The 10,946-nt window shown below is 71.6% G+C and carries 12 protein-coding genes; 10 read left to right on the top strand and 2 right to left on the bottom strand.

Annotation, left to right across the window (positions count from 1 at the left end; translation table 11 throughout):
* Window positions 1-44 precede the first annotated feature (44 nt).
* The 4 genes from IEX69_RS11695 to fgd are packed head-to-tail and all read left to right on the top strand — an operon-like array spanning window position 45 to window position 3,852.
* Window positions 45-1,190 (top strand): pyridoxal phosphate-dependent aminotransferase, encoded by a 1,146-nt coding sequence (locus IEX69_RS11695; protein WP_085021143.1) that lies wholly within the window; start codon window positions 45-47, stop codon window positions 1,188-1,190.
* Window positions 1,187-1,837: a bifunctional 4-hydroxy-2-oxoglutarate aldolase/2-dehydro-3-deoxy-phosphogluconate aldolase gene (locus IEX69_RS11690; protein ID WP_085021142.1), complete on the top strand. Its 651-nt coding sequence runs from the start codon at window positions 1,187-1,189 to the stop codon at window positions 1,835-1,837. Before IEX69_RS11695 ends, IEX69_RS11690 begins: the two co-directional genes overlap by 4 nt.
* Window positions 1,834-2,778, top strand: coding sequence for a sugar kinase (locus IEX69_RS11685; RefSeq protein ID WP_085021141.1), 945 nt, complete (start codon window positions 1,834-1,836; stop codon window positions 2,776-2,778). Before IEX69_RS11690 ends, IEX69_RS11685 begins: the two co-directional genes overlap by 4 nt.
* A gap of 51 nt (window positions 2,779-2,829) precedes the next feature.
* Window positions 2,830-3,852 carry a glucose-6-phosphate dehydrogenase (coenzyme-F420) gene (fgd, locus tag IEX69_RS11680; RefSeq protein WP_085021140.1) on the top strand — a complete coding sequence of 341 codons (1,023 nt, stop codon included), beginning with the start codon at window positions 2,830-2,832 and terminating at the stop codon, window positions 3,850-3,852.
* A gap of 96 nt (window positions 3,853-3,948) precedes the next feature.
* On the opposite strand, the gene IEX69_RS11675 is transcribed toward fgd, so the two are convergent.
* Window positions 3,949-4,875: an NAD(P)-dependent oxidoreductase gene (locus tag IEX69_RS11675; RefSeq protein WP_085021139.1), complete on the bottom strand. Its 927-nt coding sequence runs from the start codon at window positions 4,873-4,875 to the stop codon at window positions 3,949-3,951.
* 52 nt (window positions 4,876-4,927) lie between these two features.
* Window positions 4,928-5,476 (bottom strand): isopentenyl-diphosphate Delta-isomerase, encoded by a 549-nt coding sequence (gene idi / locus IEX69_RS11670; RefSeq protein ID WP_085021138.1) that lies wholly within the window; start codon window positions 5,474-5,476, stop codon window positions 4,928-4,930.
* A 46-nt stretch (window positions 5,477-5,522) separates the two neighbouring features.
* Here idi and IEX69_RS11665 point away from each other — a divergent pair, with 46 nt between their 5' ends.
* Genes IEX69_RS11665 through IEX69_RS11635 form a run of 6 tightly spaced genes read left to right on the top strand, consistent with a single transcriptional unit; the run spans window position 5,523 to window position 10,892 of the window.
* The gene (locus IEX69_RS11665; protein ID WP_229756324.1) at window positions 5,523-6,593 is read left to right on the top strand and encodes a polyprenyl synthetase family protein; all 1,071 of its coding nucleotides are present in this window, start codon (window positions 5,523-5,525) and stop codon (window positions 6,591-6,593) included.
* A complete protein-coding gene (locus IEX69_RS11660; protein ID WP_085021136.1) occupies window positions 6,590-7,495 on the top strand; it encodes a phytoene/squalene synthase family protein in 906 nt (301 codons plus the stop codon). The genes IEX69_RS11665 and IEX69_RS11660 overlap by 4 nt, the downstream gene beginning before the upstream one ends.
* On the top strand, window positions 7,492-9,291 hold the full coding sequence (crtI, locus tag IEX69_RS20915; RefSeq protein WP_229756323.1) for a phytoene desaturase family protein: 1,800 nt from the start codon (window positions 7,492-7,494) through the stop codon (window positions 9,289-9,291). Before IEX69_RS11660 ends, crtI begins: the two co-directional genes overlap by 4 nt.
* Window positions 9,292-9,301: 10 nt before the next feature.
* Entirely contained in the window at window positions 9,302-9,661 is a 360-nt protein-coding gene (locus tag IEX69_RS11645) for a lycopene cyclase domain-containing protein (protein WP_085021135.1), read from the top strand.
* Window positions 9,658-10,035: a lycopene cyclase domain-containing protein gene (locus IEX69_RS11640; protein WP_085021134.1), complete on the top strand. Its 378-nt coding sequence runs from the start codon at window positions 9,658-9,660 to the stop codon at window positions 10,033-10,035. Before IEX69_RS11645 ends, IEX69_RS11640 begins: the two co-directional genes overlap by 4 nt.
* Complete coding sequence (locus tag IEX69_RS11635; RefSeq protein ID WP_085021133.1) at window positions 10,032-10,892, top strand: prenyltransferase; 861 nt, start codon at window positions 10,032-10,034, stop codon at window positions 10,890-10,892. The genes IEX69_RS11640 and IEX69_RS11635 overlap by 4 nt, the downstream gene beginning before the upstream one ends.
* The last annotated feature ends 54 nt before the right edge of the window (window positions 10,893-10,946 follow it).

Here is a 10,946-nt window from a genome sequence, read left to right as displayed (position 1 = left end):
CCCCACGACTCCACCACCGACCAGCACGACGAGAGAGAGACACAATGCCCCAGCTCGCACCCGCGGCCGACGCGATGCCGAGATCCGGCATCCGCCGGGTCATGGATGCCGCATGGAAGCTCGACCGACCGGTCATCGGCCTTCATGTCGGGGAGCCCAGCTTCGACCCGCCGACCCACGTGGTCGCCGCGGCGGAGGCGGCGTACGAGACCGGTGACACCCACTACACGCCCAACGCGGGCGTGGGGGCGCTCCGCAGCGCCATCGCCGACAAGCTGCGGTCGCACAACGGGCTCGAGGTCTCCCCCGACCAGGTCGTGGTGACGGCGGGCGGCGCCCAAGCGCTCCACGTCGCGTTCACGGCGACGCTCACCGCCGGCGACGAGGTGCTCATCCCCGACCCGGGATGGCCCAACTACACGATGGCGGTCGGGCTCCTGCAGGCGGTCCCGGTGGGCTACTCGCTGCGGCCGGAGAACGGGTTCATGCCCGACTTCGAGGAGCTCGAGCGACTCGTCACGCCGCGGACGCGGCTCATCGTGGTGAACACGCCGTCCAACCCGCTCGGCTCGGTCATGTCCGCCGAGGTCGTCGAGGCGCTCGTGCGCTTCGCCGACCGCCACGACATCTGGCTGCTCTCCGACGAGTGCTACGACGCGCTCACCTACGAGGCCGTGCACACCTCCCCCGCTCGCTTCGACGGCCAGGGTCGTGTGCTCAGCGCGTTCAGCTTCTCGAAGACGTACGCGATGACCGGGGTGCGGGTCGGCTATCTCGTCTCGGCGCCGGAGTTCGCGCCGACGCTCGCGAAGCTGCAGGAGCCGATGATCGCGTGCGTGAACGCGCCCGCTCAGGCGGCCGCCCTCGCCGCGCTGACCGGCCCCCAGGACGAGGTGGTCGCCATGCGGGAGGTCTACCGGACACGTCGCGACGCCGTGATGGCGGCCCTCGACACGCTCGGCATCCACTACCTCACCCCGCACGGCGCGTTCTACCTGTGGCTCGACGTCAGCGACCGGACGGACGGCGATGTCGCGACCTGGGCGGTGCGGCTGCTCGAGAGCGAGTACGTCGCCGTCGCGCCCGGCACAGCGTTCGGACCGGTCGGAGAGGGGTGGATCCGCCTCTCGCTCGCCGCCGACACCGACGACCTCCTCGAGGGCGTCCGACGGATCGGGGACTTCCGATGACCGCCCGGCTGCCCCTCAGCGACGTGCTCCTCGCGAGCCGGGTGGTGGCGATCGTCCGGGGCCGCTCGTCGGAGCACCTGCTGGCGGTCTGCGAGACGCTCATCGAGTCGGGCGTGCGGTGCCTCGAGATCACGACGAACACGCCGGGCTGGATCGACGGCATCCGCACCCTCCGCTCGCGGTACGGTGCGGAGGTGGATCTCGGGTCGGGCACCGTGCTGACGGCCGAGCACGTGGCGCAGACGGTCGACGCGGGCGGCGCGTTCCTCGTGTCGCCGTCGCTCGACCTCGGCGTCGGCGCGGCGGCCGCCGTGGCCGGGCTCGCCTGGTACCCGGGCACCCTGACCCCGACCGAGATGGTCACCGGCTGGAACGCCGGCGCCACCGCCGTGAAGGTGTTCCCCGCGGCGACCGCGGGCGGGCCGGAGTACCTGAAGCAGGTGCGGGCGCCGCTCGACGACGTCCTCATGATCCCGACCGGCGGCGTGTCGGCCGGGGACATCCCCGCCTACCTGCGCGCGGGAGCCTCCGCCGTCGGCGTGGGATCGCCGCTCATCGGCGATGCGCTCTCGACGGGCGATCTGGCCGGCCTGAGGTCGCGGGCGTCGGCGATCCTCGCCGCCGCCGCCCCGGAGGGGGCAGCATGACCGACGTGCTCACGTTCGGCGAGACCATGGCGCTGCTCACCCCGCACCAGGTGGGGTTGCTGCGCCACGCCGACTCGCTCGCCGTCGGGATCGCGGGCGCCGAGTCGAACGTGGCGATCGGGCTCGCGCGACTGGGCGCATCCGTCCGCTGGATCGGCCGTGTGGGCGACGACGAGTTCGGGCGCCTCATCACGATGACGCTGCGGGGCGAGGGCGTGGACGTGCGTGCCGTGGTCGACCCCGACGGGCCCACCGCGCTGATGCTCAAGGAGCAGCGGATGTCGCGCGCCACACGCGTGGTCTACTACCGTGCCCACAGCGCAGGATCGCGGCTGTCGCCGGCCGACGTCGACGAGGCCTCCATCGCCTCGGCGCGGGTGCTGCACGTGTCGGGCATCACCGCCGCCCTCAGCGCATCGGCGCGCGACGCCGTGCTCACGGCCGTGACCCACGCCCGCGCCGCCGGGGTGCTCGTGTCCCTCGACGTGAACCACCGCTCCGCGCTCTGGGATGCGGCCACCGCCGCTCCCGTCTACCGGGAGCTCGTCGCCGCATCCGACATCGTGTTCGCCACCGAGGCGGAGGCGTCGATGATCGTCGACGGCTCGGACGCCGTGAGCCTCGCCCGTGCGCTGAGCGGGCTCGGGCCGTCGGCCGTCATCGTGAAGCGCGGCTCGCTCGGAGCCGTCGCGGTGATCGACGGGCAGGACCACGTCGTGCCGCCGATCCCGGTGACCGCCATCGACTCGGTCGGTGCCGGGGACGCGTTCGCGGCGGGATACCTGGCCGGACTGTGCGCGGACGAGTCGCCGGAGGCGTGTCTCGCGCTCGCAGCGCGGACCGGGGCGTTCGCGGTCACCGTCCGCGGTGACTGGGAGGGTGCGCCCACGCGCGACGAGCTCGTGCTGCTGGACGCGGCACCCGACGAGGTCGCGCGCTGAGCGCACGGATGGCGACGCGCACCGAGCGCGGGACGGGAAGAGAATAGGGACATGACGCTTCGACTCGGATACAAGGCCAGCGCTGAGCAGTTCGACCCGCGGGAGCTGGTGGAGATCGCCGTCGCCGCGGAGGCGCACGGGATGGAGTCGGTGGCCGTCTCGGACCACTTCCAGCCCTGGCGGCACGAGGGCGGGCACGCGCCCTTCTCCCTGACGTGGATGGCCGCCGTGGGCGAGCGGACGTCGTCGATCCGGATCGGCACGTCGGTGATGACCCCCACGTTCCGCTACAACCCCGCGGTGATCGCGCAGGCGTTCGCGACCATGGGCGAGCTCTACCCCGGACGGATCTTCCTCGGTGTGGGCACGGGCGAGGCGCTGAACGAGATCGCGACCGGGTTCCGCGGAGCCGGCGAGCAGACCTGGCCCGAGTTCAAGGAGCGGTTCGCCCGCCTGCGTGAGGCGATCTCGCTGATGCGGGCGCTGTGGACCGAGGACCGCGTGAACTTCCAGGGCGAGTACTACTCGACCCACGACGCCTCCATCTACGACCGGCCCTCCTCCCCCATCCCGGTCTACGTCGCGGCGGGCGGCCCGGTCGTGGCGCGCTACGCCGGCCGGGCGGGCGACGGCTTCATCTGCACCTCGGGCAAGGGCATGTCGCTGTACACCGACGACCTCATCCCGGCGGTGAAGGAGGGCGCGGCGAAGGCCGACCGCGACTTCGACGACATCGATCGGATGATCGAGATCAAGCTCTCCTACGACACCGACTACGACACGGCGCTCGAGAACACCCGGTTCTGGGCCCCGCTGGCGCTGTCGAAGGAGCAGAAGCACGACATCACCGACCCGGTCGAGATGGAGAAGGCGGCGGATGCGCTCCCCATCGAGCAGATCGCCTCGCGCTGGATCGTGGGCGCCGACCCGGACGAGGTCGTCGCCCAGGTGGCGCAGTACGTCGACGCCGGGCTGAACCACCTCGTGTTCCACGCGCCCGGCCAGGACCAGCGCCGCTTCCTCGAGCTCTTCGAGCGCGACCTCGCCCCGCGCCTCCGCGCCCTGTCCTCCTGACGCGCGCGCCGCGGGCTCTCTTCGAGACGCGGATCTGACAGTCGTGGTGGGCTCGCGAGCCGTCAGCCCGCCACGAGTGTCAGATCCGCGCGGCCCTCAGTAGCCCGCGCGCGGGTCGACGACACCCTCGAGGGGCGAGCCGGCCCGGCGCGCGGCCACGTTGCGGCCGATGCGGTCGGCGAGGAGGGGTTCGATCATCGCCGGCGTGTCCGCCGTGTGCGGGGTGATGAGCGCGCGCGGCTCGGTCCACAGCGGATGCCCGTCGGGCAGCGGCTCCGGATCCGTCACGTCGAGCGCCGCGCCCGCGATCCGCTCCTCCCGCAGGGCGCTGACCAGCGCATCCGTGTCGATCAGCCCGCCGCGCGCGATGTTGACGACCACCGCGTGAGGCTGCAGCAGGGCGAGTGCGTCGGCGTCGAGCAGGCGCCGGGTGCCGTCCGTGAGCGCGGCGGCGACCACGACCACGTCGGCGTGGGCGAGCACCTCGGCGAGGCGGTCGCTCGTCACGGTGCGGTCGGCGCCCTCGGCCGGAGCGTCGCTGCGGCGCACGACGGTCACGGTGGTCCGGAATCCCTTCATCAGCCGCACGATCTCGAGCCCCACTCCCCCGGCGCCGACCACGACGACCTCCAGCCCGTGCAGGCTCGTCCCGGCCACCTCGCCCCAGCTCGTCGCGCGCGCCCGTTCGGGCAGCAGTCTCAGCAGCGCGAGCGTCAGGGCCAGCGCGTGCTCGGCGACGGGTTCCGCGTACGCGCCCTTCGCGCTCGTCCAGGCGAGCTCCAGATGCGCGCGCAGCGACCCGGCGTACTTCTCGATCCCGGCACTCGGCAGCTGCACCCACGACGCCTCCGGATGCGCCTCCAGCGTGCGCTCCAGGTCGTCGGGGCGGGTCCCGAACCAGACCACCAGCCCGTCGAGCCGCTCCCCCTCCCGGACCTCGACCACGCTCCCTCCCGCCTCGCGGACGGCGCGTTCCACCCTGTCGTTCGTCTCGGGCAGGACACCGACGCGCAGCTCGCTCATCCCCCCATCCTCCCCCGGGACGCGGCCATCCTCCCCCGGAGCGCGGCGCGCGTCAGAGGGCCGGGACGGACTGGGCGGGGTCGGGGTGGAGGCGGTCGAGCTGCAGGGCGAGCCAGGGGCTGAACGCCCAGCTCGCGGCGGAGACCGCGACGCGGAGGTCCGCCGGGTCGACCCAGCGCCACTCCATCACCTCGTCGCGGTGGGGGTCGAACGAGCCCGACACGCGGGCGGTGTAGACAGGGCAGACCTCGTTCTCGACGATGCCCGAGGCGTCGACCGCGAGGTAGCGGAAGTCGGGCAGCACCGGCTCGACGCCCTCGAGCGTCATGCCGAGCTCGTCGGCGGCGCGGCGGTGGACGGCGTCGACGATGTCCTCCCCCGGCGCCGGGTGTCCGCAGAACGAGTTCGTCCAGACTCCGGGCCAGGTGCGCTTGTGGAGCGCGCGTCGGGTGACCAGCATCCGGCCCTCGTCGTCGAAGACGTGGCACGAGAAGGCGAGGTGCAGCGGGGTGTCCTCCGTGTGCACGGTGGCCTTGTCGGCGGTGCCGATGGCCTCGCCGTCGTCGGAGAGGAGGACCACCTGCTCGGTCGTCTGCACCATATCGTTGACCTCCTTTATTACTAGACTGCCATGTAATGTGAAGCAGGTGGACGCACACGGCCTCCTGGCTCTCTCCGAACGGCGCACGCACCTGGTCGACGAGGTGCTCGAGCGCTTCTTCGCCGAGCAACGTCGCCGAGCCCGGGGGATCGGCGAGGCCTACAGCACACTCTGGGAGACGCTCGAACGCAACTCTGCGGGCGGCAAGCGGTTCCGTCCGCGCATGGTCATGGCGGCCTACGAGTCTCTCGGAGGGCAGGACCTCGAGTCGGCGGCGACCGTCGGCGCCGCGTTCGAGCTGCTCCACACGGCGCTCATCGTGCACGACGACGTCATCGACCGCGACTTCGTGCGGCGGGGGAGCCCGAACGTGTCGGGAAGCTACCGCGACATCGCGACCACCGCCGGCATCCCGATCCCGATCGCGGAGCACCGCGGGATGTCGGTGGCCGTGATCGCCGGCGATCTCGCGCTCTTCTACGCCTACCGGCTGATCGACTCCGGAGGCCTGTCCGAGCAGGTACGCCGTCGTGTGGTCGACGTGCTGGACGAGTCGATGTTCCTCTCCGCGGCGGGCGAGCTCTACGACGTCGACTTCTCGATCCGCCCGGGCGTCCCGCCGGTGGAGGAGATCGTCGAGATGGAGCGCCTGAAGACGGCGATGTACTCCTTCGAAGGTCCGCTGCGGGCCGGCGCGCTCCTCGCGGGCGCGCGAGAGGAGGCGGTCGTCGCGTTGGGCGACTTCGGCCGCGGCATCGGCATCGCCTTCCAGATCGTCGACGACCTCCTCGGCGTCTTCGGCGACGAGGAGGCGACCGGCAAGTCGAACCTCGGCGACCTCCGCGAGGGGAAGAGCACGGTGCTCCTCGCGCACGCGGTGACCCGCCCCGAGTGGCAGGAGGTCGCCCACCTCGTCGGCGACCCCACGCTGACGCTCGAGCAGGCCGACCGCATCCGCGCCGTGCTGGAGGCGACCGGCTCCCGCCGCTTCGCCGAGGCGCTCGCGCGCGACTACGCCAACCGCGCCTGGGAGGCGCTGGCCTCACCGGCGCTCACGAGCCGTGTCCGCGACGAGTTCCGCCCCGTGGTGGCCGGGGTGCTGGAGCGCGTCCGATGACCGAGGCCGCGCGCGAGTCGCAGCTCTCGCTCTACGACCGTGTCGCCGTCGAGACGGCGGCGATCGTGATCCGCCGCTATTCGACCTCCTTCGGTCTGGCCGCGCGTCTGCTGGGTCCGACGGTGCGCCGCGACGTCGAGAACATCTACGCGCTGGTGCGGATCGCCGACGAGGTCGTCGACGGGCTGGGGGAGTCGGCGCACCTCGACGCCGACGGGATCCGCGAGCGGCTGGATGCGCTCGAGGCGGAGACCGAGCAGGCCATCCGCGTCGGATACAGCACCAACCTCATCGTGCACGCCTTCGCGCTGACCTCCAGGCAGGTCGGCATCGGAACCGACCTCACGCGTCCGTTCTTCCGGTCCATGCGCGCCGACATCACCCGGACGGCCCACGACCGCGCGTCGTTCGACGACTACGTGTACGGATCGGCCGAGGTCGTCGGCCTGATGTGCCTCGCGGCGTTCCTGCGTGGAGTCGACGTGACCCCGTCGGAGCGAGCGCGTCTCGAGACCGGCGCGAAGCACCTCGGAGCGGCGTTCCAGAAGATCAACTTCCTCCGCGACCTGGCCGCGGACTTCCGCTCCCTCGGGCGCAGCTACTTCCCGGATGTGACGGTCGAGTCGTTCACGGAGGCCCAGAAGGCGCAGATCCTGGCCGAGATCGACGACGACCTCGCCTGCGCTGCCCGCTGTCTGCCCGGGCTCCCGCCGTCGTCGCGGAGGGCGGTGGCCCTGGCCCAGGGGCTCTTCGAGGAGTTGGCGACACGACTTCGCGACACGCCCGCCGCCACGCTCATGACGACCCGCATCCGCGTTCCCAACCCGGTGAAGGCGAGAATAGCTGCAGGGGCCGCCGTCGGGCGGCTGCCACGGGCGGTCGAGAAGGAAGCAGCGGAGTGACGTCGAGAGCGGTCGTGATCGGAGGAGGGATCAGCGGCCTGGCCACGGCGGCGCTGCTGGCCCGCGAGGGACGTCAGGTGACGCTCCTGGAGAAGAACGAGAGCCTGGGCGGCCGGGCGGGCAGCTGGGAGCAGGACGGCTTCCGCTTCGACACCGGCCCGTCGTGGTACCTCATGCCCGAGGTGTTCGACCATTTCTTCAAGCTCATGGGGACGAGCGCCGACCAGGAGCTCGATCTGGTGCGCCTCGACCCGGGCTACCGCGTGTACACGGAGGGCGACCCGAAGCCGATCGACATCGCCGCGAGCCGCGAGGAGAACATCGCGCTGTTCGAGTCGCTCGAGCCGGGCTCGGGACCGCGGATGGAGGCGTACCTCGACTCCGCCGCGGAGACGTACGGGCTCGCCAAGGAGCACTTCCTCTACTCGACGTTCGACCAGGTCCGACCGCTGCTCGTCGGGCCGGTGCTGAAGCGCTTCCCCAAGCTGGTCCGGCTGCTCACCGAGAACCTGATGTCCTTCGCAGGCAGGACGGTCCACGACGACAGGCTGCAGAAGATCCTCGGCTACCCGGGCGTCTTCCTCGGTACCTCGCCGTATTCCGCTCCGAGCATGTACCACCTGATGAGCCACCTCGACCTCGCCGACGGCGTGCTTTACCCGCGCGGCGGGTTCACCTCGGTGATCCACGCTCTCGAGCGGATCGCCCGCCGAGAGGGCGTCGAGATCATCACGGGGGCCGAAGCGACCCGCATCGTGCTCGCAGTCGAGGCGGAAGCGGCGGCCGAGGCCATTACGAAGCCGGCGGATCCGTACGACTACCCCACCACGGAGTTCGACACCACGGTGCTCGACCGCGACGAGCTGCGTCGCATGCTCGGAGGGGAATACGAGCCGGCCGCCACGGTGCCGGCGGCGGTCGAGGCGCCGCGGCAGGCGGCGAAGGGCCAGCTCCCTCACGTGGGCGGGGTCAACTGGTCGGATGCGGAGGGTCGCGCCCACTCCATCGACGCGGACCTCGTCGTCTCGACCGCCGATCTCCACCACAGCGAGACGGACCTCCTGCTGCCCGAGCTCCAGACCTACCCGGAGTCGTACTGGGAGAAGAGGACCGCGGGTCCGTCCGCCGTCCTGATCCTGCTGGGCGTCCGCGGCGAGCTGCCCGAGCTCGAGCACCACACGCTGTTCTTCACGAAGGACTGGCGGTCGAACTTCCGCGCGATCTTCGACTCCCCGCCCGGCACGGCCGTCCCGGACCCGGCGTCGATCTACGTGTGCCGACCCAGCGCATCCGACCCTGCCGTGGCGCCCGACGGCGAGGAGAACCTCTTCGTGCTGGTGCCGATCGCTCCGGACGTCTCGCTCGGACGCGGGGGAGTGGACGGGGACGGCGACGCGCGCATCGAGACCATCGCCGACGCCGCCATCGAGCAGATCGGGGCCTGGGCCGGCATCCCGGACCTCGCCTCTCGCATCCTCGTCCGCCGGACGGTCGGGCCGGCCGACTTCGCCGACGACTTCCACGCCTGGAAGGGCACCGCCCTCGGGCCCGCGCACACGCTCCGACAGAGCGCGATGTTCCGGGCGAAGGGCGTGAGCTCGAAGGTCGACGGCCTCTACTACGCGGGGGCGTCCACCATGCCCGGAGTGGGACTGCCGATGTGCCTCATCAGCGCCGAGCTGGTGATCAAGCGCCTGCGCGGTGACGTCTCCACGACGCCTCTCGCGGAGCCGCTCGAACCCCTCGACACGGTCGACCGGATGGTGCCCGGCGCACCGTCCGGCGGCAGGAGCTGACCGATCGCGGATGGGCGTCCTCTACCTCTGCGCGCTGCTGATCTCGATCGGCGGCATGGTCACGCTCGACGTCCGGTTCCGGCTCTTCGTCTTCGCCGGGGCTCCCGTGCGCGCGGTCGTGGTCCTGGTCACGGGCGTGGTGTTCTTCCTCGTCTGGGACCTCTTCGGCATCGGTCTCGGCGTGTTCTGCCGCGGCGAGACGGCGTTCATGACGGGCCTGGTGATCGCTCCCGAGCTGCCCGTGGAAGAGGTCTTCTTCCTCCTGCTGCTCTGCTACCTCACGATGGTGCTGTTCTGCGGCGCCCGTCGGATGCTCGCCGCTGCGGGTCGCCGGACCGGGTCTCGGGCGGGAGCGGGGGAGGGGGCATGACGTACTGGGCGCTCAACTCCTTCTTCCTCGCGGTCACCGCGGGGGTGGGGATCATCGCGGTGGTGGTGCTCGCTCGTCGGTCGGGCGCCGTGCTGAGGCGTTCGCTGGCGGCGGGAGGCCTCGGCCTCGGCGTGCTGCTCGTGATGACGGCCGTGTTCGACAACGTGATGATCGCCGTGGGCCTCGTGGCGTATGCCCCGGATCGCATCAGCGGCGCCTTCATCGGGATCGCGCCGGTCGAGGACTTCGCCTACGCGATCGCAGCGGCCGTGCTCCTGCCGTCGCTGTGGGTGCTCCTGGAGCGTCGGGCGCGTGTGGCGCCTCGGGCACGGGTGGCGCCGCGCGCGCCGGAGCCGGGGGAGGAGCCGCGATGATCCGCCAGCTGCTCCTCTCGTCGCGCCCGCTGTCGTGGGTCAACACCGCGTACCCGTTCGCGGCGGCGTACCTGCTGACCGTGCGCGAGGTCGACTGGGTCTTCATCGTGGGCACGATCTACTTCCTGGTGCCCTACAACCTCGCCATGTACGGCATCAACGACGTCTTCGACTACGAGTCCGACCTGCGCAACCCGCGCAAGGGCGGCGTCGAGGGCGCCGTGCTCGACCGGTCCCTGCACCGGATCACCCTCTGGGGCGTGGTCATCACGAACGTGCCCTTCCTCGTGGTCCTCGTGCTGGCCGGCTCGCCCCTGTCGTGGCTCGTCCTCGCCGTGAGCGTCTTCGCCGTGATCGCGTACAGCGCGCCGGTGCTGCGCTTCAAGGAGCGCCCGTTCCTCGACTCCCTCACCTCGAGCACGCACTTCGTCAGCCCGGCCGTCTACGGGTTCGCCCTCGCGGGTGCGACCGTGACGCCGGCCCTCGTGGCGCTCCTCGCGGCCTACTTCGTCTGGGGTGTCGCGAGCCACGCCTTCGGCGCGGTCCAGGACATCGTCCCCGACCGGGAGGCCGGCATCGGATCCGTCGCGACCGTCATCGGCGCTCGCGCCACAGTGCGCCTGGCCTTCGTCGCGTACCTGGTGAGCGGAGCGCTGATGCTGCTGACGCCGTGGCCCGGCCCGCTGGCGGGTCTGCTCGCCCTGCCCTACGCGGTGAGCATCCTGCCGTTCTGGTCGATCACCGACGCCGAGGCCGAGGGGGCGAACCGCGGCTGGCGGCGCTTCCTGCTGCTCAACTTCGTCACCGGCTTCCTCGTCACCCTCCTCCTCATCTGGACCTGGATCCTCACGCCCTGATCCGGGCCCGACGGGCTCCTTCGATGGGCGCGCCCCGCTCCTACGACGGGCCCG

The sequence above is a fragment of the Cnuibacter physcomitrellae genome (genome assembly GCF_014640535.1).
Lineage (GTDB): Bacteria > Actinomycetota > Actinomycetes > Actinomycetales > Microbacteriaceae > Cnuibacter > Cnuibacter physcomitrellae.
This window is presented reverse-complemented; position numbering and strand designations above follow the sequence as displayed.

Bases quoted from the DNA above. Each gene is read 5' to 3' on its own strand.
- fgd (WP_085021140.1), top strand. From the start codon at position 2,830: ATGACGCTTCGACTCGGATACAAGGCCAGCGCTGAGCAGTTCGACCCG.
- IEX69_RS11690 (WP_085021142.1), top strand. From the start codon at position 1,187: ATGACCGCCCGGCTGCCCCTCAGCGACGTGCTCCTCGCGAGCCGGGTG.
- IEX69_RS11685 (WP_085021141.1), top strand. From the start codon at position 1,834: ATGACCGACGTGCTCACGTTCGGCGAGACCATGGCGCTGCTCACCCCG.
- IEX69_RS11645 (WP_085021135.1), top strand. From the start codon at position 9,302: ATGGGCGTCCTCTACCTCTGCGCGCTGCTGATCTCGATCGGCGGCATG.
- IEX69_RS11675 (WP_085021139.1), bottom strand. From the start codon at position 4,875: ATGAGCGAGCTGCGCGTCGGTGTCCTGCCCGAGACGAACGACAGGGTG.
- IEX69_RS11640 (WP_085021134.1), top strand. From the start codon at position 9,658: ATGACGTACTGGGCGCTCAACTCCTTCTTCCTCGCGGTCACCGCGGGG.
- IEX69_RS11635 (WP_085021133.1), top strand. From the start codon at position 10,032: ATGATCCGCCAGCTGCTCCTCTCGTCGCGCCCGCTGTCGTGGGTCAAC.
- IEX69_RS11695 (WP_085021143.1), top strand. From the start codon at position 45: ATGCCCCAGCTCGCACCCGCGGCCGACGCGATGCCGAGATCCGGCATC.
- idi (WP_085021138.1), bottom strand. From the start codon at position 5,476: ATGGTGCAGACGACCGAGCAGGTGGTCCTCCTCTCCGACGACGGCGAG.
- IEX69_RS11660 (WP_085021136.1), top strand. From the start codon at position 6,590: ATGACCGAGGCCGCGCGCGAGTCGCAGCTCTCGCTCTACGACCGTGTC.